The 22,285-nt window shown below is 67.8% G+C and carries 23 protein-coding genes and 1 pseudogene; 10 read left to right on the top strand and 14 right to left on the bottom strand.

All coding sequences use genetic code 11. The features are described from left to right. The 5 genes and pseudogenes from ABE483_RS18245 to ahpC all read right to left on the bottom strand — a co-directional run. Positions 1–123, bottom strand: a pseudogene (locus tag ABE483_RS18245) (transaldolase); the annotation flags it as partial. Between the two features lie 52 nt (positions 124–175). Continuing rightward, positions 176–583, bottom strand: coding sequence for a nucleoside diphosphate kinase regulator (rnk, locus tag ABE483_RS18240; protein WP_313212183.1), 408 nt, complete (start codon positions 581–583; stop codon positions 176–178). A gap of 138 nt (positions 584–721) precedes the next feature. Next, positions 722–1,678 carry a DNA-binding transcriptional regulator OxyR gene (oxyR, locus tag ABE483_RS18235; protein ID WP_313212184.1) on the bottom strand — a complete coding sequence of 319 codons (957 nt, stop codon included), beginning with the start codon at positions 1,676–1,678 and terminating at the stop codon, positions 722–724. Positions 1,679–1,769: 91 nt separating this feature from the next. Beyond that, on the bottom strand, positions 1,770–3,362 hold the full coding sequence (gene ahpF / locus ABE483_RS18230) for an alkyl hydroperoxide reductase subunit F (RefSeq protein ID WP_313212185.1): 1,593 nt from the start codon (positions 3,360–3,362) through the stop codon (positions 1,770–1,772). A gap of 151 nt (positions 3,363–3,513) precedes the next feature. After that, positions 3,514–4,077 carry an alkyl hydroperoxide reductase subunit C gene (ahpC, locus tag ABE483_RS18225; RefSeq protein ID WP_121044636.1) on the bottom strand — a complete coding sequence of 188 codons (564 nt, stop codon included), beginning with the start codon at positions 4,075–4,077 and terminating at the stop codon, positions 3,514–3,516. 427 nt (positions 4,078–4,504) lie between these two features. On the opposite strand from ahpC, the gene prmC reads away from it, so the two are divergent. Further along, positions 4,505–5,353, top strand: coding sequence for a peptide chain release factor N(5)-glutamine methyltransferase (gene prmC / locus ABE483_RS18220; protein ID WP_346482147.1), 849 nt, complete (start codon positions 4,505–4,507; stop codon positions 5,351–5,353). Positions 5,354–5,455: 102 nt separating this feature from the next. Next, positions 5,456–6,400, top strand: a complete 945-nt coding sequence (gene pip / locus ABE483_RS18215) for a prolyl aminopeptidase (protein ID WP_346482146.1) — start codon at positions 5,456–5,458, stop codon at positions 6,398–6,400. Between the two features lie 89 nt (positions 6,401–6,489). Here the strand turns inward: pip and ABE483_RS18210 are convergent, their stop codons facing one another. Beyond that, positions 6,490–7,377, bottom strand: a complete 888-nt coding sequence (locus ABE483_RS18210) for a LysR family transcriptional regulator (RefSeq protein WP_313212187.1) — start codon at positions 7,375–7,377, stop codon at positions 6,490–6,492. A gap of 110 nt (positions 7,378–7,487) precedes the next feature. On the opposite strand from ABE483_RS18210, the gene ABE483_RS18205 reads away from it, so the two are divergent. Further along, a complete protein-coding gene (locus ABE483_RS18205; RefSeq protein ID WP_346482145.1) occupies positions 7,488–8,933 on the top strand; it encodes an MFS transporter in 1,446 nt (481 codons plus the stop codon). Between the two features lie 4 nt (positions 8,934–8,937). Beyond that, positions 8,938–9,603 carry a hypothetical protein gene (locus ABE483_RS18200; RefSeq protein ID WP_313212190.1) on the top strand — a complete coding sequence of 222 codons (666 nt, stop codon included), beginning with the start codon at positions 8,938–8,940 and terminating at the stop codon, positions 9,601–9,603. 53 nt (positions 9,604–9,656) lie between these two features. Here ABE483_RS18200 and ABE483_RS18195 read toward each other — a convergent pair whose 3' ends face one another. Genes ABE483_RS18195 through ABE483_RS18180 form a run of 4 tightly spaced genes read right to left on the bottom strand, consistent with a single transcriptional unit; the run spans position 9,657 to position 12,549 of the window. Continuing rightward, positions 9,657–10,466: an N-formylglutamate amidohydrolase gene (locus ABE483_RS18195; protein WP_346482144.1), complete on the bottom strand. Its 810-nt coding sequence runs from the start codon at positions 10,464–10,466 to the stop codon at positions 9,657–9,659. Beyond that, complete coding sequence (locus ABE483_RS18190; RefSeq protein WP_313212192.1) at positions 10,459–11,010, bottom strand: NUDIX hydrolase; 552 nt, start codon at positions 11,008–11,010, stop codon at positions 10,459–10,461. Before ABE483_RS18190 ends, ABE483_RS18195 begins: the two co-directional genes overlap by 8 nt. Next, positions 11,007–11,972, bottom strand: coding sequence for a 5'-3' exonuclease H3TH domain-containing protein (locus tag ABE483_RS18185; RefSeq protein WP_313212194.1), 966 nt, complete (start codon positions 11,970–11,972; stop codon positions 11,007–11,009). Before ABE483_RS18185 ends, ABE483_RS18190 begins: the two co-directional genes overlap by 4 nt. Before the next feature lies 1 nt (position 11,973). After that, positions 11,974–12,549, bottom strand: a complete 576-nt coding sequence (locus ABE483_RS18180) for a nitroreductase (protein WP_313212195.1) — start codon at positions 12,547–12,549, stop codon at positions 11,974–11,976. A 331-nt stretch (positions 12,550–12,880) separates the two neighbouring features. On the opposite strand from ABE483_RS18180, the gene ABE483_RS18175 reads away from it, so the two are divergent. Then, positions 12,881–15,199, top strand: a complete 2,319-nt coding sequence (locus ABE483_RS18175; protein ID WP_346482143.1) for a DUF1631 domain-containing protein — start codon at positions 12,881–12,883, stop codon at positions 15,197–15,199. Positions 15,200–15,270: 71 nt separating this feature from the next. Beyond that, positions 15,271–16,353, top strand: a complete 1,083-nt coding sequence (locus ABE483_RS18170; protein ID WP_313212197.1) for an NAD(P) transhydrogenase subunit alpha — start codon at positions 15,271–15,273, stop codon at positions 16,351–16,353. A 51-nt stretch (positions 16,354–16,404) separates the two neighbouring features. Here ABE483_RS18170 and ABE483_RS18165 read toward each other — a convergent pair whose 3' ends face one another. From ABE483_RS18165 to ABE483_RS18155, 3 genes are read right to left on the bottom strand one after another with little or no spacing between them, the layout of a single operon-like run. Continuing rightward, a complete protein-coding gene (locus tag ABE483_RS18165) occupies positions 16,405–16,830 on the bottom strand; it encodes a DUF3106 domain-containing protein (RefSeq protein ID WP_313217299.1) in 426 nt (141 codons plus the stop codon). Then, positions 16,830–17,141, bottom strand: a complete 312-nt coding sequence (locus tag ABE483_RS18160; protein WP_313219141.1) for a hypothetical protein — start codon at positions 17,139–17,141, stop codon at positions 16,830–16,832. Before ABE483_RS18160 ends, ABE483_RS18165 begins: the two co-directional genes overlap by 1 nt. A 20-nt stretch (positions 17,142–17,161) precedes the next feature. After that, positions 17,162–17,737, bottom strand: coding sequence for an RNA polymerase sigma factor (locus ABE483_RS18155; protein WP_313217300.1), 576 nt, complete (start codon positions 17,735–17,737; stop codon positions 17,162–17,164). A gap of 130 nt (positions 17,738–17,867) precedes the next feature. Between ABE483_RS18155 and ABE483_RS18150 the strand changes: the two genes are divergently transcribed. Beyond that, complete coding sequence (locus tag ABE483_RS18150; RefSeq protein ID WP_136003750.1) at positions 17,868–18,176, top strand: NAD(P) transhydrogenase subunit alpha; 309 nt, start codon at positions 17,868–17,870, stop codon at positions 18,174–18,176. Beyond that, positions 18,173–19,627, top strand: a complete 1,455-nt coding sequence (locus tag ABE483_RS18145; protein WP_346482142.1) for an NAD(P)(+) transhydrogenase (Re/Si-specific) subunit beta — start codon at positions 18,173–18,175, stop codon at positions 19,625–19,627. Before ABE483_RS18150 ends, ABE483_RS18145 begins: the two co-directional genes overlap by 4 nt. 219 nt (positions 19,628–19,846) lie before the next feature. Here ABE483_RS18145 and ABE483_RS18140 read toward each other — a convergent pair whose 3' ends face one another. After that, a complete protein-coding gene (locus ABE483_RS18140) occupies positions 19,847–20,266 on the bottom strand; it encodes a hypothetical protein (protein ID WP_121044590.1) in 420 nt (139 codons plus the stop codon). Positions 20,267–20,384: 118 nt separating this feature from the next. Between ABE483_RS18140 and sufT the strand changes: the two genes are divergently transcribed. After that, complete coding sequence (gene sufT / locus ABE483_RS18135) at positions 20,385–20,936, top strand: putative Fe-S cluster assembly protein SufT (protein WP_313212203.1); 552 nt, start codon at positions 20,385–20,387, stop codon at positions 20,934–20,936. Between the two features lie 57 nt (positions 20,937–20,993). Continuing rightward, positions 20,994–22,091 carry a branched-chain amino acid aminotransferase gene (locus ABE483_RS18130; protein ID WP_313212204.1) on the top strand — a complete coding sequence of 366 codons (1,098 nt, stop codon included), beginning with the start codon at positions 20,994–20,996 and terminating at the stop codon, positions 22,089–22,091. The last annotated feature ends 194 nt before the right edge of the window (positions 22,092–22,285 follow it).

Below are 22,285 nucleotides of genomic sequence, written 5' to 3'. Positions count from 1 at the left end.
GGTGGGGTTGGTCGTGCAGTCGACCGGCTTCAAGCGCTTGATCGCCTCATAGTCGCCGGTATCGGCAACCACCACGGACAGATCACGCAGCTGGGAGAGTTTGGACAGCGAAACGGTGCTCATTGCAACTCCTGGGACGAAACGGTGGAACCTGCGCGGATCGCAGCAGGCAGGATCAGGCGTGGGTCTGGTGATGGACGGCGGTCACCCGCAGGCGCAGCTTGCGCCCGCCCGGTGCCACCCAATCCATGGTCTGGCCGATCGACAGGCCAAGCAGGGCGGTGCCCACCGGTGCCAGGATGGATACCTTGCCCTGTTCAACATCGGCTTCACGCGGATAGACCAGCGTCAGAACGTGCTTCTCGTTCTGCAGCTCATCTTCGCACTCCACGCGCGAATGCATCATGACGGTGCCCTCGGGAACCTGGTCCGGCGCCACAACGGTCGCCCGGTTGAGTTCTTCAGCCAGGGCGATCCCGGCGGGGGTCTGGCTGACGGCGGGAGACTCGAGCATGGCGTCCAGGCGGTCCATGTCGTGACTTGAAACGATGATCGAAGGGGGCAGTCCGCTGGAAGTGGACATGGTGTAGCTCCTTGCGTTTGTGGAAGACCCATGCAAAAAGGCGGCGCCTGCTGGCACCGCCTCGTCCTATTGTGCTGACAATCGTAGACGGATGCGACCCGTCCGGGGGATCGGCCCCGCCGGACGGTTCAGTCCGGCTCAGCCTGCGCGGGCGCTGCGTGTCTCACCGTTGTCCGGGACATCGGTGGTCTCCAGCGCAAACAGGCCCTGGGGCAGTCGTTTGAACTGCTGGGCCAGCTGCTCCAGGAAGCCGGTCATCGCCGAACTGCGGCGCCAGGCCATCGCGATGCGGCGGCTGGGACGGTCATCGCCGCTGAAATCCAGCAGGCGGATGTTCTCCGAACGCGGCACCGGTGGTTTGACCGAGAGGGTTGGCAGCAGGGTGATGCCCACATCGGCGGCCACCATCTGCCGCAGCGTTTCCAGGCTGGTCGCGCGGAACTCCGACTTTTCGTTGGCGCCGAACAACCGGCAGACCGCCAACGCCTGGTCACGCAGGCAATGCCCGTCTTCGAGCAGCAGCAGCTTCTGCGAGGACAGCTCCTGCACATCCAGATGCTGGCGGCGCGCCAGCGGATGCTGCCCGGAGACTGCCAGCAGGAAGGGCTCCTCGAACAGGAACTCCGCGTGCAGCTGGTCATCGTCCAGCGGCAGCGCCAGCAACGCCGCATCCAGTTTGCCTTCGCGCAGGCGCGCCAGCAGCTCGTCGCTCTTTTCCTCCACCAGCAGCAGCTCCAGCTGCGGGAAGCGTTCGCGGATGTTGGGGATCACATGCGGCAGCAGGTACGGGCCCAGCGTGGGGAAAATGCCCAACCGCACCGTGCCGGCTTCCGGATCGCGGCTGCGCCGCGCGGCTTCCTTCATCTGCTCCACCTCGGCCACGATGGTGCGGGCACGCGCGGCCGCTTCCACCCCGGCCGGGGTCAGCATGACCTTGCGCGGTGCGCGTTCCACCAGCGGCAGACCCAGCTCGTCCTCGAGCTTGCGGATCTGGGTGGACAGGGTGGGTTGGCTGACGAAGCAGGCGGCGGCCGCCTTGCCGAAATGGCGGTGGTCGGCCAGCGCCACCAGATACTTCAAATCACGTAGGTTCATTTCCTTGGACCTCTCACGGCAATGGACCGGGTGATGGCGTGGCTACCCAGCAGACAGACAAGGTTCCCGGCGAACCGGGAACCGAAACGTTTCAGGCAGCTTCGGCGACAGCGCCGCTGCTCTTGGGAACGGAGGTACGGATCAGGTGATCAAAGGCGCTCAGTGCCGCAGTGGAACCGGCGCCCATCGCGATGACGATCTGCTTGTACGGAACGGTTGTGCAATCGCCTGCGGCGAAGACACCCGGCACGCTGGTCTGGCCGCGGTCATCGATCAGGATCTCGCCACGCGGTGACAGCGCCACCGTGTCCTTCAACCATTCGGTATTCGGCAGAAGACCGATCTGCACGAAGATGCCTTCCAGTTCCACCCGGTGCGAATCGCCACCGACGCGGTCCTGGTAGACCAGGCCCGTCACTTTCTGGCCATCGCCCAGCACTTCCTGGGTCAGGGCGCTGGTGATGATGGTGACGTTGCCCAGGCTGCGCAGCTTCTTCTGCAGTACTTCATCGGCCCGCAGTTTGTCATCAAATTCCAGAAGGGTCACATGCGTCACAAGACCCGCCAGATCGATCGCCGCTTCCACGCCGGAGTTGCCACCGCCGATCACCGCCACGCGCTTGCCCTTGAACAACGGACCATCGCAATGCGGGCAGTACGCCACGCCCTTGTTTCGGTACTGATCTTCGCCGGGCACGTTCATCTGGCGCCAGCGCGCACCGGTGGACAGGATCACCGAACGCGACTTCAGCGACGCGCCGTTCTCCAGTTTGATCTCGACCAGACCGTCATCGCCGGCGGGGACCAGCGCGGTGGCGCGCTGCAGGTTCATGATGTCCACCTCGTACTCACGCACATGCTGTTCCAGCGCGGCGGCCAGCTTCGGACCTTCGGTCTCCTTGACGGAGATGAAGTTCTCGATCGCCATGGTGTCCAGCACCTGGCCACCGAAGCGTTCGGCCGCCACACCGGTGCGGATGCCCTTGCGTGCGGCATAGATCGCCGCGGCCGCGCCGGCCGGGCCACCGCCCACGACCAGCACATCGAAGGCCGCCTTGGCGCTGAGCTTCTCGGCATCGCGCTTGCTGCTGCCGGTGTCGAGCTTGGCCACGATCTGCTCCAGCGACATCCGACCCTGGTCGAACACCTCGCCGTTGAGGTACACGGTCGGCACGGACATGATCTGGCGCGCTTCGACCTCGGCCGGGAACAGGCCGCCGTCGATCGCGACGTGCTGGATGCGCGGGTTCAGCACCGCCGCCAGGTTCAGTGCCTGGACCACGTCCGGGCAGTTCTGGCAGGACAGCGAGAAATAGGTTTCGAAGCGGTACTCGCCCTCGAGATTGCGCACCTGCTCGATCAGCTCGGCGGTGGCCTTGGACGGGTGACCACCGACCTGCAGCAGGGCCAGCACCAGCGAGGTGAACTCATGGCCCATCGGCAGGCCGGCGAAGGCCAGGTGGATGTCCTGGCCCGGCGTGGTCAGCGCGAACGAGGGCGTGCGCTCGCTGCTGTCGCGACGCACGTCCAGGCGGATCTGCGTGGAGAGCGTGGTCAGCGTGTTCAGCAGCTCGAGCATTTCCTGCGACTTGGCGCCGTCATCCACGTGCGCCGTGATCTGGATCGGGCGGGTGACACGTTCCAGATAGGTCTTCAGCTGGGACTGGAGGTTGGCATCCAACATCGAAAAACTCCTTGAATCAGGCAAGGGGGCAGCGTCGACGCACCCCGCGGGTGCATCTGCGCGACATGGGGGTGAACCGAAACCGGCGCGTGGGGCACCGGCTTGGGTTCACCCCCATCCCCGGCGGGCGGGGATGGGGGTGAGGAGCGGCTTAGATCTTGCCGACCAGGTCCAGCGACGGGGTCAGGGTCTTTTCGCCTTCCTTCCACTTCGCCGGGCACACCTGGTTCGGGTTGGCGGCGGTGAACTGGGCAGCCTTCAGCTTGCGCAGGGTCTCGGAGACGTCACGGGCGATCTCGTTGGAGTGGATCTCCAGGGTCTTGATCACGCCTTCCGGGTTGATGATGAAGGTGCCGCGCAGGGCCAGGCCTTCTTCCGGAATGTGCACGCCGAAGGCGTTGGTCAGCTGGTGGGTCGGATCGCCGACCAGCGGGAACTGGGCCTTGCCGACGGCCGGCGAGGTTTCGTGCCACACCTTGTGCGAGAAGTGCGTGTCGGTGGTGACGATGTAGACCTCGGCGCCAGCCTTCTGGAACTCGGCGTAATGATCGGCGGCGTCTTCAATCTCGGTCGGGCAGTTGAAGGTGAACGCGGCCGGCATGAAGATCAGCACGGACCAGTGACCCTTCAGGGTGCTGTCGGAGACCTTGATGAACTCGCCGTTCTGGTAGGCGTTGGCTTCGAACGGCTGGATCTGGGTGTTGATGAGCGACATCGTTGTTCCTCTTTGTGAAGGGGGTGGGTGAAGCGACCAACACAGGTTAGCGGCTCCATTCCCATAAGGACAATCCATTGATTGCATCTATACGATAGTCATAGACTATCAAAGTGGTCTGATCCTGCGATGAAGGGTGAGGGCCAGATCCGTCAAAACCGTTGCAGCGCAATGACCAGCGCGCCGGGATGCGTGATCAGTGCAATAGCTTTTGCATATCCGTCGCGAGGGAAAGCTGAACGATCGCAGGCAACGCGGTGTCGATACGGCCCGATAGCAGCCGGAAATCGATAGTGCATACGCATGCATATGTGATTTGCCATGCCTTGATTCAATCATGCTGCCGGTCGCGGACGACCGTCGCGCGCACCCGGGGCGCAGGGGCCGGTGCACTACACTGCGCGCCCCGATGCTGCTCCGTCCCGCCATGACCGCCACCCCGCCATATGTCCGCCAGCTGCTCGCCGATGCCGCCACCCGCCTGCCCGGCGTGGAAGGCCGGCACGAAGCGGAACTGCTGTTGCTGCAGGTGCTGGAACGCGAGCGCAGCTGGCTGTTCGCGCATGCCACCGATCCGGTCGAGCCGGCGCAGGTGGCGGCGTTCGAGGCGCTGCTGGCCAAACGCCTGGCCGGTGAGCCGGTGGCGTACCTGCTGGGCCGCCGCGGCTTCTGGACCCTGGATCTGGAGGTCAGCCCCGCCACCCTGATCCCGCGCCCGGAGACCGAGCTGCTGGTCGAGCTGGCGCTGACACGGTTGCCCGAAGCTACCGCCTTGCGGGTCGCGGACCTTGGCACCGGCAGTGGCGCGATCGCGCTGGCGCTGGCCAGCGAACGCCCGCAGGCCCAGGTGGTCGCGACCGACCTCAGTGAGGCGGCCCTGGCGGTCGCGGCACGCAACGCGCAGCGCCACGCACTGGGCAACGTCAGCTTCCGGCAGGGCGCGTGGTACGCCCCGCTGACGGGTGAGCGCTTCGATCTGATCGCGACCAATCCACCGTACATCGCCAGCGACGACCCGCACCTGGCCCAGGGCGACCTGCGCTTTGAACCGGCCACCGCGCTGGCCTCCGGCCTTGATGGGCTGGACGACATCCGCCAGATCATCGACGGTGCGACAGCGCACCTGCTTCCCGGCGGCTGGCTGCTGATCGAACACGGCTGGGACCAGGGCGAGGCGATCCGCGCGCTGCTGCGGGACGCCGGTTTCCAGTCGGTCGCCACCGAGCACGATCTGGAACAGCGTGACCGGGTGAGCCTGGGCTGCCTGCCCGCCTGAGTGCGTGCCGGCCCTGATGCGACCCCGGGGCTAGAATGACCTGTCCACCGGGCCGCCGCGCAGCGTGATGCGGCGACTGTCATTCCACATGGAGTTCCTGTCATGCGTACGCTGTATCCCGCCATCACCCCTTACGACGTCGGCACCCTGAAGGTCGATGACCGCCACACGCTGTACTTCGAGCAGTGCGGCAATCCCGACGGCAAGCCGGTGGTGATGCTGCACGGTGGCCCGGGCGGCGGCTGCAGCGACAAAATGCGCCAGTTCCACGACCCGGCCAAGTACCGGATCATCCTGTTCGACCAGCGCGGTGCCGGCCGCTCCACGCCGCACGCGGACCTGGTCGACAACACTACCTGGGACCTGGTCGCCGATATCGAGAAACTGCGCGAGCACCTCAAGGTGGAGCGCTGGCAGGTGTTCGGCGGCAGCTGGGGCTCGACGCTGGCGCTGGCCTACGCGCAGACCCACCCGCAGCGCGTGACCGAGCTGGTGCTGCGCGGCATCTTCATGCTGCGCCGCTGGGAGCTGGAGTGGTTCTACCAGGAAGGCGCCAACCGCATGTTCCCGGATGCGTGGGAACACTACCTCAAGCCGATCCCGGCCGTGGAGCGCCACGACCTGATCTCCGCCTTCCACCGCCGCCTGACCAGCGACGATGAAGCCACCCGCCTGGCCGCGGCCAAGGCGTGGAGCGTGTGGGAAGGGGCGACCAGCTTCCTGCACGTGGACGACGACTTCGTGAACAGCCACCAGGACCCGCAGTTCGCGCTGGCCTTCGCCCGCATCGAGAACCACTACTTCGTCAACGGCGGCTTCTTCGAGGTGGAAGAACAGCTGCTGCGCGACGCGCACCGCATCGCCGATATCCCGGGCGTGATCGTGCACGGCCGCTACGACGTGGTCTGCCCGCTGCAGAGCGCGTGGGAGCTGCACAAGGCGTGGCCGAACTCGACGCTGGAGATCAGCCCGGCCTCGGGCCACTCCGCCTTCGAAGCCGAGAACGTCGACGCGCTGGTGCGCGCGACGGATCGGTTCGCGGGTTGATGGAGGCGTGCCGACCAACGGTCGGCACCTACCGGCTCCCCCCCTGACGTCGCGCGGTGGATCACGACCGTTGGTCGTGATGCGGCGGGTTACCAATCACCGCCCAACAACGCCTCCGCCAGCACCTGCAGCTTCGGCGAGGCCTGCCGTGAGGGTGGATAGACCAGCGACAGCACCCGGCTGCGGCCCTCGAAGGGCTGCAGCACCCGCTGCAGCCGCCCGTCGGCCAACGCATCGGCCACCGCGAAATCCATTACCTGCACGATGCCGATCCCGGCCAGCGCGCCTTCCACCAGCGGATCGCCGCTGTCGAACACCATCCGCGCCGGCGGGGTGAACTCGCGCAGCTGGCCCTCGGCCTCGCGGAACTGCCAATCCACCAGCCGCCCGCTGCGCAGATTGCGCACCGCCAGGCAGGCGTGATCGTGCAGCGCATCGACCGTGGCCGGTTCCCCGTGCTGCACGATGTAGGCGGGGGAGGCGACCGTAACCCAGTGCAACGGCCGCAGGGGCCGCGCCACCATGCGCACGTCGCTGATCGGCCCGGTGCGCAGTGCGGCATCGAAGCCTTCTTCGACCAGGTCGACCAGCCGGTCGTTGAGCACCAGCTCGAACTGCAGCTGCGGGTGCGCCGCCATCAACTGCCCGGCCAGCGGCACCAGTACCTTGCGCCCGAACATCGAGGGCGCCGTCAGTTTCAACACGCCCGAGGGCGTGGAGGGGCGATCGCCCAGCCGGCGCTCAGCATCCTCCAGCCCACTCAGCAGCGGCGCGCAGTGCTCGACGAACTGGCGGCCATCCGGGGTCAGGCTGACGTTGCGGGTGTTGCGGTGGAGCAGTCGCACCCCCAGCGCGCTCTCCAGCCGGCTGATCGCCCGCGACAGCCCGGACTGGCTGATGCCCAGCTGCCCGGCGGCGACGGTGAAGCTGCGTGCGTCGGCCACCTGCACCAGCATGCGCACGGCGTTGAGGTCCATGGATTTCTCCGATTCATGCGGATATGCATGACAGATATCGAAGTATCCGGGTTTATTTCCGCAGCGTCATCAATGAGACTGCCCACCTTCTTACGCAGTACCGAGTCGGCATGACCTCCCCCCTGTCCCCCGCTGGCGCGCCGGCGCCCGCATTTCCGCGCCTGGCCCTGGCCTTGCTGGCCACCGCCCAGCTGATCATCGCGCTGGACTCCACGATCATCTTCGTCGCCCTGCACGAGATGGGCGCGCAGCTGCGCATCAATGCCCAGCAGCTGCAGTGGATCGTCAGCGGCTACACGGTGGCGTTCGGCGGGTGCCTGCTGCTTGGCGGCCGTGCGGCCGACCTGCTGGGTCGCCGCCGGGTCTATCGGCTGGGCATGGCGCTGTTCGCGCTGGCCTCGCTGGTCGGCGGGTTCAGCAACAGTGCGTGGTTGCTGATCGCGGCCCGCGCGGTGCAGGGCATCGGCGCGGCGTTGCTGTTCCCGGCCACGCTGGCGCTGATCAACACGATCTACGCCGAAGGTGCGCCGCGCAACCGCGCGCTGGCGATCTGGTCGATGGCCAGCGCCGGCGGCCTGGCCTTGGGCACGCTGCTCGGTGGCGTGCTGACCCAGAGCTTCGGCTGGGCCTCGGTCCTGCTGGTGATCGTGCCGTTCGCCGGCGGCTGCGCGCTGCTCGGCGGTTGGTGGCTGCCGCGCGATCCCGCGCCGCTGGCGGGCCGCTCGTTCGATCTGGCCGGCTGCCTCACCGTGACCCTCGGCGGCAGCCTGCTGGTGACCACCCTGGTGCAGGGTCCGGAGTGGGGCTGGCTGGCACCACGCACGCTGATCTGCCTGGTCGTGTCGGCAGCCACGCTGGCCGCCTTCGTGCAGATCGAACGCCGCAGCCGCGACCCGCTGATGCAGTTCGCGCTGCTGCGCCTGCGCAGTCTGCGTGCGGCGATGCTGCTGACGATGCTGTTCATGAGCAGCTACGGCGTGCAGTACTACTTCCTGGCGCTGTACTACCAGGATGGCTACGGCTGGAGCGCGCTGCAGGCGGGCCTGGCGTTCCTGCCACCGACCCTGGTGTGCACGTTTGGCATCCGCATCGCCGAGCGCATGCTCGCGCAGCGTTCGCCGCGCCAGGTGCTGACGGTGGGCATGCTGGCCGGCGCGATCGGCATCGCCGCGGTCGCCGTCGCGCTGCCGTATGGCGCGACCTATTGGGCGCTGCTGCCGGGCATCGTGGTGCTCAGCCTCGGCCAGGGCATCACCTGGACGGCGATGTGGATCGTGGCCGGGCAGGGCGTGCCGGCCGCGCAGCAGGGCGTGGCCTCGGGCATGGCTGCCACGGCGCAGCAGATTGGCGGCGCGCTGGGCCTGGCGTTGCTGGTGATGTTGGCCAATGCGGGTCGTGGCAGCACCGGCGCCAGCAGTGAGGCGGCGCTGCAGGGCATGATCCATGCGCAGTACGGTGCGGCGTTGTTCGCGCTGCTGGGTGTGGGCGTGGCGCTGTGGCTGCGGCCGCAGCACGATGCGGCGACGCCGGCACCGGTGTGCGCGAGTGAAGGATAAGGCGATGACCAATCTGCTCAGTCTGGGCCAGACGCTTGAGGCGATCGCGGGATGCAGCAACGATCGGGAGGTGTGGGACCGGTATGGCTGGGTCTATGCCACCGACGGCGACGAACGTGATGCCGTGTTCTGGTTGTCCGACCATGACGCTGAGCATGACGACGCCCGCGTGGAAGCATTCGCCGCCCAGCATGCGCTGAGCACGTATCTGGAGGCCGCCACCTTCGCCGATGTGCTGGAGGTGCAGAAGCGCCAGCGTCCACTGTCCACACTGGATGACTACGCGCAGGCGCTGGCGTACTACAGCGAGTACGACGCGTTCGCGCAGGTGGCGGGCATCGATGAAGCCCTGGACCAGGCATCCGTGGAAGACCAGCAGGCCGCGCGTGTGCGCGGCGTCGGACCGGGGGTCTTCGCCACGTTCGATCTGGCGCTGGTGCAGTGCCCGGCATCGATGGTGAAGGACGCTGCCCGCATCGTTGCAGCGGTGCTGGATGTTCCGGTGGGCCAGGCGCTGGCATGGTGCCGCGCCTTGCCGATGGACCTCGGGCGTGACCTGGAACGCATGCGCGCCGCTGCCATTGCCGCGCCGTTCCAGGCCGCCGGCATCGCGCTGGAAATACGGGGATACCGCGCGTTTCCGTGGATGGATACGCCGACCTTGGCGTGACCTGCGGTTGCCGGCCAGCGGCCGGCACTACCGGTACCGGTCGACAGTACGCCCTACACAGGCGGCAAGGCGTCCAGCTGCGGCTGCAGTGCAGTAAAGATGCGGGCCAAGCGCTGCGCCCACGCCGACTGCCCGGCGGCATCGGCAATCAGGTCCTGGCGGATCTCCAGCTCCACGTGCACCAGCCCGCGGCCTTCGCCATGCACCGGCACGGCATAGTCGCTGGTGCTGCTGACCGCGTAGGGCTGGTTGTCGCCCACCACCAGGTCGCCTTCCTCGCGCAGCGCCTGCAGCAGCGCAAGCGCAAAACGCGTGTCCCGGTGGTAAAGCACGCCGGCATGCCAAGGCCGCACAGCGTCGTTCATCACCGGGGTGAAGCTGTGCATCATCACCAGCAACGTCGGCCGGGCCTGCGCCTGGCGCGTGTCCAGCTCGGCATCGATGCGTGCATGGTAGGGCGCATGGATCGCGTCGATGCGCTGCTGGCGCTGCAGCACGGACAGGCGCTGGTTGCCGGGAACCACGGTGAGATCGCTGACCGCCGGCATCAGCGTGGGCGAAGCCAGCGGCCGGTTGCAGTCGATCACCAGCCGCGAGTACGTCTGCGTGATCGCCCACGCATCGAGTAGGCGCGCCAGTTCCACGGTGACGCCGGCGATGCCGATGTCCCAACCGATGTGACGGTCCCGCTCGGCCTGCTGCAGGCCAAGGTCGGCCAGGGCCGCCGGCACCCGCTGGCCGGCGTGGTCGGCGATCAGCAGGTACGACGAGCGACCCTGCGCCTGATGCACGGTGAACGGTGCCGGGTCGGACGGCCCGAGCAGTGACGCACCCGTGTGCGGAGGGGCAAACGCATCAGCCACGCGGGGTGCCGTCCAGGTGGTGTTCGATCATCCACAGGCCAGCCCACAGCTTGGCGTCCAGCTCGTAACCCTGGCCCATTTTCTCGACCAGCCAGGCGGCGGCGCGGGCGCGCGGAATCTCGTGCACGGTGATGTCCTCGCTGGCATCGCCACCGCCCTCACCGACCTTGCGCAGGCCGGTGGCACGAACGAAGGCGATCTTTTCGCTGCTGGCCCCAGAGGAGGTCGGGCCGATCATCAGCACCTCGGCGTGGTCGGCGGTCCAGCCGGTTTCTTCCTCCAGCTCGCGCACGGCCGAGACCTCGATCGACTCGCCGGCATCGATGTCGCCAACCAGACCGGCCGGCATCTCGATGGTCCTGGCCTGCAGCGGGACGCGGAACTGTTCGACGAACAGCACCGTGTCGTCCGGGGTGACGGCGATGATGATCGCGGCCAGACCGCCGGCGTGGGTGCGCTCGCTGTACTCCCACGTGCCGCGCACGACCATGCGCTGGTACTTGCCTTCAAAAACGACCTTGGGGGCTTGCGTAGTGGGGCTCATGCGAACTCGCTGGCAATGGAAGAGGAATCGGACAGGCCGGCGGCGGTGAACAGGCGGCGCCGGGTCAACGGCCCGAACCGCAGTGCATCGCACAGGCCCTGCAGCATCTGTGCATCGGCCACGCCCCGGCTGAAATCGACGGCGGCACCGTCCAGCGGCGCATCCAGCGCGATGGTGGTCAGCTGGCGCCACAGCAGCGCATGCTCGCGCTGTTCGCGCAGCCGCACGGCCATCTGCGCCGCGCCGCGCAGGCGCAGGAAGGGCACTTCATCCAGACGCTCGTACAGCACGTCCAGGCTGCCGAAATGGGCCAGCAGCACCGCAGCGGATTTGGCGCCCACGCCGGTCACGCCGGGGATGTTGTCGACCGCATCACCGCACAGGGCCAGGTAATCGGCGATCTGGTGCGCATGTACGCCGTGGCGGGCTTTGACACCGGCCATGCCCCAGCGCTGATTGCGCGCGTAATCCCACTGTTCGTCATGCTCGAACAGCAGCTGCGAGAGGTCCTTGTCGGCGGAGATGATCACCCCGCGCATGCCGGCATCGCGGCGCGCGTGCAGGGCGCTGCCGATCAGGTCATCGGCCTCGTACTCGTGGTGGGCCAGCACCGCCAGGCCGAGCGCGGTGCACAGCGCCTTGCAGTGGGCGAACTGGCGGCGCAGCGCGTCCGGCGCGGGGTCGCGGTTGGCCTTGTAGGCCGCGTAGATCCGGTGCCGGAAGCAGCTGTCCAGGGCTTCATCGAAGGCGATGGCGATGTTGGCGGGGCGTTCGCGCTCGAGCAGGTCGAGCAGGAAGCGCGCGAAGCCGTGCACGGCATTGGTCGGCCAGCCCTGCTGATCCTGGAACTCATCGGGCATCGAATGCCACGCGCGGAACACGTACAGACTGGCGTCGACCAGGTACAGCGGCGCACGCAGCGGCGGGGGCGCCATGACGGGGCCGGCGGCAAGGGCGGACATCTCAGCCCTCCCAGTCCTGCAGCAGCGCGGCCGGATCCGGGCGCTCGCGTTCGGGAACCGCGGTCTTCGGCGTGCCGATATGGATGAAGCCGGCGATCTGCTCGCCCTCGGCCAGGCCCAGGTGGGCGTGCACGGACGGGTCGAAGGCCATCCAGGCGGTCAGCCACTGCGCGCCGAAGCCGAGCGCCTGCGCGGCCTGCAGCAGGGCGAAGCAGACGCAGCCGGCGGTCATCAGCTGTTCGGCCTCGGGCACCTTGGGGTTCGGGCGCGGGCTGGCGATGACGGTGATGATCAGCGGGGCATGGGAGAAACGCTGGCGGTCCTTGTCCAGCTGGGCCGGCGACACCTGGGGGTCGCGCTGGACGGCGCGCTCGGCCAGGAACGCACCCAGACTGTGACGCGCATCGCCGGTGATCCGCAGGAAACGGTAGGGCACCAGCTTGCCGTGGTCGGGCACGCGCACGGCCGAGCTCAGCATCCGCATCAGGGTCGCCGGGTCGGGGCCGGGCTCGCCGAGTTGCTTGGCGGGGACCGAACGGCGGGCGTCCAGGGCATGCAGCGCGGGGGGGACGGACATGGGCTCTCGATCTGGCTTCACGGTGCCCCGATTATAGTCGCGACCGTTTGTGACACGGCCTTGGGCGATCTCGGTGCAATTTGCGACAAAACGTGATGAACATCACCTAATCAGCGGACTTCCTTCACGTGGCTGTACTCGCTTCCGGGGCCTGCTGCGCTTACGATACAAAGCCTGCCGGGCCACCGGTAACGAGGTTTAAAGTGTCGACTGTTTCACTGTCTCTGACCGGTCGGCCGGCCTACCATCCGAACGTGGGCGCATGGGGTGCGCCGGCGATCGTTGTTTCCATGTTGTACTCAGTGCCTGCGAGGGTGGGGAGCCTTTTCGCATGATTGCCACGCCCAATGTAGGGGGGCACCCGGGCCGTGACCCGGCGTTGTTGACGATGGCCCGTGAGGCCGTGCTGCCGGGGCTGGTCGAGTCGTTCTCGACGGTGCTGGCGCGCTTCGACGACGTGCTGTTCGACCGTGCCGGTACCGCCGGCGCGTCGCAGTTGCTGTTCCTGGATGGTATGCGCGAGCTGCGCCGCCGCCGGGACGACATCGTGGCCGGCTTCCGCGCCCACCTGGCCCAGGCCTGGGAGGCGCTGGAGCGGGGCGAGCCGCTGTCGGCCGAAGCCACCCTGGCCGGCCAGATCGAGGATGGCCTGAGCCTGGTGCCCGAACACGTGCTGGAGTCCCGGTTGGCGGTGCGCAATTTCGCCACCGTGCTGCTGCGTGACTTCAAGCCGGTACTGTCACGTCTGGACCGCCGCCTGGGCATGATCGCCGGGGGGCTGGAACTGCAGGCCGATACCAATCCGATCAGCCCCGAGCACCTCGGTGTGGCGATCCACGAGGCCTTCGCCGATTGTGAACTGGCCCCGGAAGTGCGGCTGGTGCTCATCAAGTTGTGCGAGCGCGATCTGCAGCAGCCGATCGGCAAGCGTTACGAGTATCTGGATGAACAACTGGCCGCAGCGGGCGTGATGCCGCAGATGGCCGCGCGCCGGCCTGCCCCGCGCGCGCCATCGCCACCGCGCGAGGACCGCGATGCGTTCGAGGGTTTTGAGCCCGAGAGCAGCATGGGATCGGCGGGCGAAGAGGGCCAGGCACCGGCCTGGGCCCGCCGCTTCGCCGACCGCTGGGCCGAGAGCCGTGGCCGCCTCCAGGGTGGCGGGCATGCCGCGCACGAGGGACATGGCGAGGGCGGTGACAGCCCTGGGGGCAACCAGGGCATGCTGCTCGATGCCCTGCATGAACTGCTGCAGCAGACCCGCCATGTGCGCGAGGACGCCACCTCGGCGGCCAGCGTCGCGGTCGGCCAGCAGCGGCCGCTGAGCCAGCGCGAAATGATGTCGGTGCTGTCACTGCTGCAGGCCACGCCCAGCGCGACCCTGCGCGCGGCGATCGGTGAAGACGGTGAGTCGCTGGCGCAGCGCCTGAAGAGCGAAGTGCTGTCCGGCGCGACCCGGCTCGGGGTCGATCCCGCGCAGGCGCGGCTGGACCCGCAGGACGAGGATGCGATCGATCTGGTCGGCATGCTGTTCGACGTGATGCTCGATGAGCGCGACCTGGAGGGCCGCTCGCGCGAGCTGATCGGCCGGCTGGTGGTGCCCTTCGTCAAGGTCGCCATGCTCGACCGCCGCATGTTCGTGCAGAAGACCCACCCGGCGCGCAAGCTGCTCAATTCGCTGGCCGAGGCCTGCGAAGGCAACACCGGCGAGAGCCAGGCCGAGCGCGTGCTGATGGGCAAGGTCGAGGAGATCATCGAGCGCCTGGTGGCCGAGTTCAACGAGAACCTGGCCATCTTCCTGACCCTGGAAGAAGAATTCCGCGAGTTCCTGACCCAGCACCGGCGCCGGATCGAGATCGCCGAGCGCCGTGCCGCCGAGACCCAGCGCGGCCAGGAAAAGCTCGAAATGGCGCGCCAGCGGGCCAGCACCGAACTGGACCGGCGGATTGGCGACACCACCTTGCCGCAGGCGATCGGTGCATTCCTGCGCCAGCCGTGGCAGCACCACCTGACCCTGACCGTGCTGCGCGAAGGCGAAGACGGCGCCTCGGTCGGCGAGGCACTGAGCCTGGCCGATGGGATCCTGGATGAAGTGGCCGAGGCGCGCCGGCATATCGTCGGCAAGCCGTGGCTGCAGGCCTGGCACCCCGCGCTGCGCAAGGTATTCGCCAGCGTGGGTGTGCATGCCGACGCGGCGACCAGTGCCATCGATGCGCTGCACGACACCCTGCAGGGCATCGCCGAATCGCGCCCCGAGCTGGAACGCGCGCTGCCCGAGCTGCCGCAGGTGGCGTTGCCTTCGCCGCCGGCGCAGGAATCGGCGGCGGTGGAGCTGGGCAGCAAGGTGGATGTCAGCGATTTCGACAATGCCGACGCCGATCGCTTCCGCAGGCTGGAGATCGGCAGCTGGCTGGATTTCGTCGACAAGGACGGCAAGGTCCAGGCGGGCAAGCTGTCCTGGGTGAGCCCGATTTCCCAGCGCCTGCTGTTCGTCAACCGGCGCGGCGTGCGGTTCTGCGTGGCCTCGCCGGAAGAACTGGCGGTGATGGTGCGCCTGGGTCGCCTGCGCGCGCATATCGACGATGGGGCCTTCGACAGTGCCATGCAGGGCGTGATCGATCGCCTGGATACCAAGAACGCCACCGTGCATTGACCCCGGGGGCCACCCTGGCCTGACGATCAGGTTACGATCAGCCCACAATCCGCTGATCGTCGGGGACAGGCATGGCTGTCGAGGTGTTGGTGGTAAAGGAACATGCGCCGGGGGAACGGCGCGTGGCGATGACGCCGGAAACGGCGCGCAAGTTGATCGCGCTGGGGGCGAGCGTCGCATTCGAGCCCGGTGCCGGGGTGGCGGCGGGCTTCCCCGATGCGGTGTATCAGGACGTGGGCGCGCAGCCCGCCGATGACACCCGCCTGGCCCAGGCCGACCTCGTGCTGTGCGTGCAGCCCCCGTCCAATGACCGCCTTGCCCGGCTGAAAGCCGGTGCCAGCCTGATCGGCATGCTGCACCCGCAGGCCGACGCCGAGCGGGCGGGCCTGATCCAGTCGCGCGGCCTGCAGGCGTTTCCGCTGGAGCGCTTGCCGCGCACCACGCGGGCGCAATCGATGGACGTGCTCAGTTCGCAGGCCGGCATGGCCGGTTACAAAGCCACGTTGATCGCGGCCCAGCGTGCGCCGCGCTTCTTCCCGATGCTCACCACCGCCGCCGGCACGATCCGTCCGTCCAAGGTGCTGGTGGTCGGTGCGGGTGTGGCCGGCCTGCAGGCGATTGCTACCGCCCGCCGTCTCGGCGCGCAGGTGGAAGGCTTCGATGTGCGCCCGGAAACCCGCGAGCAGATCGAATCGCTGGGCGGCAAATTCCTGGATCTGGGCGTGAGCGCGGTCGGCGAAGGCGGCTATGCGCGGCCGTTGACCGATGAGGAACGTGCCGAACAGCAGCGTCGCCTTGGCGAGCATCTGCGCACGGTGGACGTGGTGATCTGCACTGCCGCCGTTCCCGGGCGGCCTGCGCCGAAGATCGTCAGCACCGCGATGGCGCGTGGCATGAAACCTGGCAGCGTGATCGTCGATCTCGCCGCGGAAACCGGCGGCAACTGCGAAGCCACCCAGCCGGGCGAAGTAGTGGATCTGGACGGCGTGGTCATCGATGGCCCGCTCAACCTGGCCAGCCAGGGCGCGGTGCATGCCAGCGAGATGTACGCCCGCAACGTCTACAACTTCGTTGCGCTGTTCCTGAAAGACGGCGCGGTCAGCTTCGACTGGGACGACGAACTGCTCGCGAAAACCCGCTGGGTCGCCGCCTGAAACAACAGGGACGGAGGTAGTTAATCATCCCCTCCGTCCCTGTTAAGGCGCTCAGCGCTTCGGCGGCGGCGGCGGTGCGGGGTTGGCCTTGAGCCACGCCTTGCGTTCATCCGGGGTCATCCGCGCCCAGCGGTCGCGCAGCGCCTGCCGTTGCTCAGGGCTCATGCTACGCATCTGACCAAACAGTGCGCGCGCCTGTTCGCGTTGCTCCGGCGTCATGTTCTCGAAACGGTGGCGGCCCCGCTGCGCCTGCGCGCGTTGCTCCGGGGTCATGGTCAGCCAGCGCTGGCCGTGCTGCAGCATGCGTTCGCGCTGGGGCGCCGGGGCGTCGTTCCAGCGGTCGCGCACCGGCGCGATCAACGCCTCACGCTGCTGCGGGCTGAGTGTGTCCCAGTCCGGCAGCGGGGCGGTCTGGGCCCAGCCGGCCGCACTCAGCGTCAGCAATACCAGCCCCAGGGACAGTCGCAGTTTCATCATCACTCCATTGCCAGGTCAGTACTGCCCAGCCACACATACAGATCGGGATTTTCGTCGAGAACGTCGCTGCCGTCATCGGCCGCGCTCGCCACGACCGGTGCCGGCGGGGCGGTCGATTCGCCGAGGAGGAAACTGTAGCCCAACGCGAGCGCGACCACCGCCGAACAGGCGGTGGCCATCCACCAGGACGGCACATGCCGCTTGGCGGGCGAGGCGCCATGACGCGCGCTGCGCAACCGCGCCAGCGTGGCCGGCGAGAGCGTATCCAGCGCCTGCGCGTGCAGCTGCCGCAGGGCGGCATCGTCATGCATCGAAGGGGGCAGGGGGCGGTTCACAGGGCGATCTCCAAAGACTGCTGCAGCGCCTGGCGGGCGCGCGAAAGATGGGTTTTGACCGCGCCTTCGCTGCAGCCCATGGCCTTGGCCGTGGTGGCGCCGTCCAGGTCCTGCAGCACGCGCAGGGTGAAAGCCTCGCGCTGGCGCGCAGGCAACTCCCGCAGCGCCTGCACCAGTTGTGCGTACTGATCGCGCTGCTCATGGGCCTGGGCCGGGCCGGGCGCGTGGTCGGCCCAGTCGATGTCATGGTCGCCGCCGGCCTCGTCGCTGCTGCGCCAGAACTTCAGGCGGAAGCCACGGCGGCGCTGCAGATCCACGACGCGGCGGCGCAGGATGCTCCAGAACAGCGGTGCCCACTCGGCGGCAGGTTTGTCGCGGTAGCCGAGCATCTTCAACATGCTGTCCTGCACCGCATCCAGCGCGTCGTCGCGCTGGCGCAGGCCGGCCTCGGCGAAGCGGAACGCGCGCGGGCCGATGCCGGCCAGGAAGGCATCCAGCGACACCGGCAGCGCCACCTCGGCAGGCGCGGGCAGGTCGGCATCCGTCGACGGTAGGGGAGAGCTCACCAGCACAGGGTAGCGGTCCGGCAGGGGGATACCGTGAGAACGCCCCAGGGCGGCCGCGGTTGACCGGCCCGCCCGATTGGTTCAGCGCATGGTTATGATGCAGGGGACGGGATGACCGCCTGGGAGAGTGACTGCAATGAGCGACGGGTTCGTGGCGTTGTATATCTTCATGCTGGCCGCCATTGCCGGCCACGTGATCATTTCGCGGGTGCCGGTGATCCTGCATACCCCTTTGATGTCCGGCTCCAACTTCATCCACGGCATCGTGCTGATCGGCGCGATGGTGGTGCTGGGGCACGCGCAGACCCCACTGGAAAAGATCATCGGTTTCGTTGCCGTGGTGCTCGGCGCGGGCAACGCGGCCGGCGGCTACGTGGTGACCGAACGCATGCTCGACATGTTCAAGCCCAGCGCCAAGCGCGACGCCGGGGAGAAGGCGCCTTGAACGTGACCACCGCGCAACTGCTGCAGTGGCTGGTCCAGGTGAGCTATCTGGTCGCCGCGACCCTGTTCCTGCTCGGCCTGCAGCGCATGGCCTCGCCGATGACCGCGCGCAGCGGTATCCGCTGGGCCGGCCTGGGCATGCTGATCGCCACGGTGGCGACGTTCTTCCTGCCCGAGCTGCACAACATCCCGCTGATCCTGGCGGCGGTGGCGATCGGCACCGGCGTGGCCTGGTGGTCGGCCAAGCGCGTGGCGATCACCGACATGCCGCAGATGGTGGCGCTCTACAACGGCATGGGCGGTGGCTCGGCGGCGGCGATCGGTGCGGTCGAACTGCTGCGCTTCTCGTTCCTGACCAACCGCGATACCACCCATTGGAGCGAGCAGGCGCTGGCCGACCTCGCCGCGCGACAGCCGTCGGCCACCGTGCTGGCGCTGGCGGTGATCGGTTCGGCGATCGGCGCGGTGTCGCTGTCCGGCTCGATCATCGCCTGGGCCAAACTCGATGGTCGGCTCGACCGACGCGTCACCTTCCCGGGGCAGCAGGCGTTCAACCTGCTGATCGCGCTGGCGATGGTGGTGCTGGGCATCTGGGCGGCGGTGACGCTGAGCCCGGTGGCGATCATCAGCTTCTTCGTGGTCGCGCTCGCACTCGGCGTGCTGATGACGCTGCCGATCGGGGGCGCCGACATGCCGGTGGTGATCTCGCTGTACAACGCGTTCACCGGCCTGGCGGTGGCCTTCGAGGGTTACGTGCTCGGCAACGAGGCCTTGATCATCGCCGGCATGATGGTCGGCGCGGCCGGCATCCTGCTCACACGCCTGATGGCCAAGGCGATGAACCGGCCGATCAGCGGCGTGCTGTTCTCCAACTTCGGCGGCGGCGGGGTCGCGCAGGAAATCAGCGGCGCGCAGAAGCCGATCGAGGCCAGCGACGTGGCCGCGATGCTGGCCTTCGCCGAGCGCGTGGTGATCGTGCCCGGCTACGGCATGGCCGTGGCCCAGGCGCAGCACAAGGTGTGGGAGTTGGCGCAGCGGTTGATCGATCGCGGCATCAAGGTGAAGTTCGCGATCCACCCGGTGGCCGGGCGCATGCCGGGGCACATGAACGTGCTGCTGGCCGAAGCGGGCGTGCCCTACGACCTGATCGCCGACATGGACGACATCAACCCGGAATTCCCGAACACCGACGTGGTGCTGGTGATCGGCGCCAACGACGTGGTCAATCCGGTGGCGCGCACCGACCCGGCCAGCCCGATCTACGGGATGCCGATCCTGGACGTGGTCAACGCCCGCAACGTGGTGGTGATCAAGCGCGGCAAGGGCACCGGCTTTGCCGGCATCGAAAATGCGCTGTTCTATGCCGACAACGCCCGGATGCTGTACGGCGATGGTGCCGGTGCGGCGAGCGCGCTGGTGAGCGAACTGAAGGCGCTCGACGGCGGGCATTGAGGCGCGGATGCAAGGGTCACGACCAACGGTCGTGACCTACCGGCGACCCCGGACCTACGGCGACACCGGACCTGCGGCGACACTGGACCTGCGGTAGTGCCGGCCGCTGGCCGGCTCAACGCGATGCCTGAATGCCAGCGCGTTGCCGTTCTGACGTCATGAGGAGCCGGCCAGCGGCCGGCACTACCGATGGCATGCGGCGGCGGGGTGCAGGGGGCGTTACCTCGCCACCCACCAGCCCACGACCAGCGCCACGCCCAGCCACAGCCATTCCACGGCGCCATTGGCCAGGCCGCTCAGGGTCCAGGCCAGATAGGGCCCCATGCGCAACGCTGATTCCCACGGGGTGAGCCCCATCGCGCCGCCGAGGTAGGCCGAGGCGATCCCCCAGTTGGCTGCCAGCGCCACCAGCACGGTGGCCAGCAGGGTCAGCACCACCCGGGCGGTACCGGCGCGCAGGGTCCCCAGACGCAGCATGAAGGCGATCTCCAACGCCGCCAGAACCGCCATCCAGCCGGCCTGGCGGCCGGTGAGCAGGGCGATGAACAACCAGGCCAGCACGGCCGTGACGACACCAAGCAGAAACAGCGGGGGCCAGAGCCAGTGGCGGCTCCGGACAGGCACGGACGTGGGCGACATGCAATCTTCCTGTAAGTCCCCACAGGATACCGGCTTGCGCGGTGACCGGCGCGTGGGCGGCCACTGGGCTAAAATGGTTGCCTTGCGGGAATTGGCCGCGACCCCCATATCGATCCACATGTATTCCCGTAGCAGTGAACCTGTCCACTTCGAACGCGACTGCGAGGCCGTCATGGTCCCGCAGGGCGAAACGGTCACGCTGCCCGCTGGCAGCTATGGCTATATCACCCAGGCCCTGGGTGGCAGCTATACCGTCTTTGTCGAAGGCAATCTGTTCCGCATCGCCGGCAAGGATGGCGATGCCATCGGCAAGGAGGCGCCCCCGGCGCTGGAGCTGCCCGCCGATGCCTCCGACGAGGAGGTCGAAAAACTGGTGTGGCAGCAGCTGCGCACCTGTTTCGATCCGGAAATCCCGTTCAACATCGTCGATCTGGGCCTGGTCTATGAAGTGGACCTCAAGCACCTGGACGACGGCCAGCGCGAGGTCGAGATCAAGATGACCCTGACCGCCCCCGGCTGCGGCATGGGCGAGATCCTCGTCGATGACGTGCGCAGCAAGCTGGAAATGATCCCGACGGTGGCCGAGGCCGACGTCGAGCTGGTGTTCGACCCGCCGTGGGGCCGCCACATGATGTCCGAGGCCGCCCGGCTCGAAACCGGCATGCTGTAACCGCCCATCGCCAGCCGGCGTCACGGCGTTCCCCGTAACCAGAACAGGAAATATCCGGTGTCCCAGTCTTCCGTGAGCTTCAACACCACCCGTTCCGCCCAGCCGCGCAGCAGCGAGGAGCGTGAGCGCATCCTGGCCGCCCCCGGTTTTGGTCTGCACTTCACCGATCACATGGTGGAAGTGCGTTGGGACAAGGACACCGGCTGGCACGATGCCGTGGTGCGCCCGTACGGCCCGCTGCAGCTGGACCCGGCCGCCGCGGTGCTGCATTACGGCCAGGAAATCTTCGAAGGCATCAAGGCTTACCGCCACGCCGACGGCTCGATCTGGACCTTCCGTCCGGAGGCCAACGGCCGCCGCCTGCAGCGTTCGGCCCAGCGCCTGGCGCTGCCGGAACTGCCGGTGGACATCTTCGTTGAATCGCTCAAGCAGATGATTGCGGTGGACGCGTCGTGGGTGCCGTCGGCCGACGAATCCAGCCTGTATTTCCGTCCCTTCATGATCGGCGATGAAGCCTTCCTCGGCGTGCGCGGCGCGCACAAGGCCGGCTACTACGTGATCGCCAGTCCGGCCGGCCCGTACTTCGCCAAGGGCGTGGCCCCGGTGTCGATCTGGCTGTCCACCGACTATGCACGCGCGGGCAAGGGCGGCACCGGCGCGGCCAAGTGCGGTGGCAACTACGCCGCCTCGCTGCTGCCGCAGCAGAAGGCGCAGGCACAGGGCTGCTCGCAGGTGCTGTTCCTGGATCCGGTCGAGGGCAAGTACCTGGAAGAACTGGGTGGCATGAACGTGTTCCTGGTCTACAAGGACGGCACCCTGGTGACCCCGTCGCTGTCGGGCAGCATCCTGGAAGGCATCACCCGCGAAAGCATCCTGCAGCTGGCGCGCGACCGCGGCATGAAGGTCGAAGAGCGCAAGGTCACCCTTGATGAGTGGAAGGACGGCGTGAGCTCCGGCGAGATCGTGGAAGCGTTCGCCTGCGGCACCGCTGCGGTGGTCACCCCGATCGGCCAGCTCAAGGGCGAAGGCTTCTCGGTGGGCGACATCAACGCCCCAGCCGGCGAAGTGACGATGTCGCTGCGCAAGGAGCTGACCGACATCCAGTACGGCCGCCTGCCGGACCGTCATGGCTGGCTGGTCCGCCTGGACGCCTGAGTCCTCCGGGTCTGAGCTGAAGCCTTGAAACCCGCCTGGCGACAGGCGGGTTTTTTGTTGCCGGTTCGGCACCGCGCCAGTGGTGCTCCCCACGACCGTCGGCGCAGCGTTCGCAATCGGTAGTGGCGGGGGGGGGGCGGCGCGGGCGAGGGGGAGGGGGGGGGGCCCCAAACCACCCCCCAGCACAGACGCGG

Source organism: Stenotrophomonas sp. TWI602, assembly GCF_039674045.1.
Taxonomy (GTDB): Bacteria; Pseudomonadota; Gammaproteobacteria; order Xanthomonadales; family Xanthomonadaceae; genus Stenotrophomonas.
Note: the sequence above shows the minus strand (reverse complement) of the source record. Positions and strands in the feature narration are given on the sequence as shown.

Coding starts and splice junctions, on each gene's coding strand:
- rnk (WP_313212183.1), bottom strand. CDS start 583: ATGTCCACTTCCAGCGGACTGCCCCCTTCGATCATCGTTTCAAGTCAC.
- oxyR (WP_313212184.1), bottom strand. CDS start 1,678: ATGAACCTACGTGATTTGAAGTATCTGGTGGCGCTGGCCGACCACCGC.
- ahpF (WP_313212185.1), bottom strand. CDS start 3,362: ATGTTGGATGCCAACCTCCAGTCCCAGCTGAAGACCTATCTGGAACGT.
- ahpC (WP_121044636.1), bottom strand. CDS start 4,077: ATGTCGCTCATCAACACCCAGATCCAGCCGTTCGAAGCCAACGCCTAC.
- prmC (WP_346482147.1), top strand. CDS start 4,505: ATGACCGCCACCCCGCCATATGTCCGCCAGCTGCTCGCCGATGCCGCC.
- pip (WP_346482146.1), top strand. CDS start 5,456: ATGCGTACGCTGTATCCCGCCATCACCCCTTACGACGTCGGCACCCTG.
- ABE483_RS18210 (WP_313212187.1), bottom strand. CDS start 7,377: ATGGACCTCAACGCCGTGCGCATGCTGGTGCAGGTGGCCGACGCACGC.
- ABE483_RS18205 (WP_346482145.1), top strand. CDS start 7,488: ATGACCTCCCCCCTGTCCCCCGCTGGCGCGCCGGCGCCCGCATTTCCG.
- ABE483_RS18200 (WP_313212190.1), top strand. CDS start 8,938: ATGACCAATCTGCTCAGTCTGGGCCAGACGCTTGAGGCGATCGCGGGA.
- ABE483_RS18190 (WP_313212192.1), bottom strand. CDS start 11,010: ATGAGCCCCACTACGCAAGCCCCCAAGGTCGTTTTTGAAGGCAAGTAC.
- ABE483_RS18185 (WP_313212194.1), bottom strand. CDS start 11,972: ATGTCCGCCCTTGCCGCCGGCCCCGTCATGGCGCCCCCGCCGCTGCGT.
- ABE483_RS18180 (WP_313212195.1), bottom strand. CDS start 12,549: ATGTCCGTCCCCCCCGCGCTGCATGCCCTGGACGCCCGCCGTTCGGTC.
- ABE483_RS18175 (WP_346482143.1), top strand. CDS start 12,881: ATGATTGCCACGCCCAATGTAGGGGGGCACCCGGGCCGTGACCCGGCG.
- ABE483_RS18170 (WP_313212197.1), top strand. CDS start 15,271: ATGGCTGTCGAGGTGTTGGTGGTAAAGGAACATGCGCCGGGGGAACGG.
- ABE483_RS18165 (WP_313217299.1), bottom strand. CDS start 16,830: ATGATGAAACTGCGACTGTCCCTGGGGCTGGTATTGCTGACGCTGAGT.
- ABE483_RS18160 (WP_313219141.1), bottom strand. CDS start 17,141: ATGCATGACGATGCCGCCCTGCGGCAGCTGCACGCGCAGGCGCTGGAT.
- ABE483_RS18150 (WP_136003750.1), top strand. CDS start 17,868: ATGAGCGACGGGTTCGTGGCGTTGTATATCTTCATGCTGGCCGCCATT.
- ABE483_RS18140 (WP_121044590.1), bottom strand. CDS start 20,266: ATGTCGCCCACGTCCGTGCCTGTCCGGAGCCGCCACTGGCTCTGGCCC.
- sufT (WP_313212203.1), top strand. CDS start 20,385: ATGTATTCCCGTAGCAGTGAACCTGTCCACTTCGAACGCGACTGCGAG.